We start from the raw sequence: 273 nt of genomic DNA on the forward strand, positions 1-273 counted from the left end.
GGCGAGGCTCACCGACGCGCCAGGAGCCCACGCACGCACCGGCACGGACACCTGCTCACCCACTCGGCCCTCGAAAGGCTTGGTGTCCGGAACTGTGAGGGTGAAGAGTTGAACGAGGCCACGGTTATCGAGGCCCACGATCTGGAGAACCGGGCGGGTGGGGATCACCTCGCCGGTCTTCTTGTTGACGCCACCACCCAGGGTGGTGACTGCTCGAATGGTGCCGGTCAGCGTGAGCATCACAGGCTCCCTTGATCCAGGGCACCGGAACGC

The 273-nt window shown here is 65.6% G+C and carries 1 protein-coding gene; it reads right to left on the bottom strand.

What is annotated here, in order from left to right:
• Positions 1 to 240 (bottom strand): hypothetical protein (locus ABG80_RS10630; RefSeq protein ID WP_152987574.1); only part of this gene is annotated, 240 nt, incomplete at its 3' end.
• Positions 241 to 273: the final 33 nt, after the last annotated feature.

It is taken from the genome of Aquabacterium parvum (assembly GCF_001447195.1).
Classification (GTDB): domain Bacteria; phylum Pseudomonadota; class Gammaproteobacteria; order Burkholderiales; family Burkholderiaceae_C; genus Aquabacterium; species Aquabacterium parvum.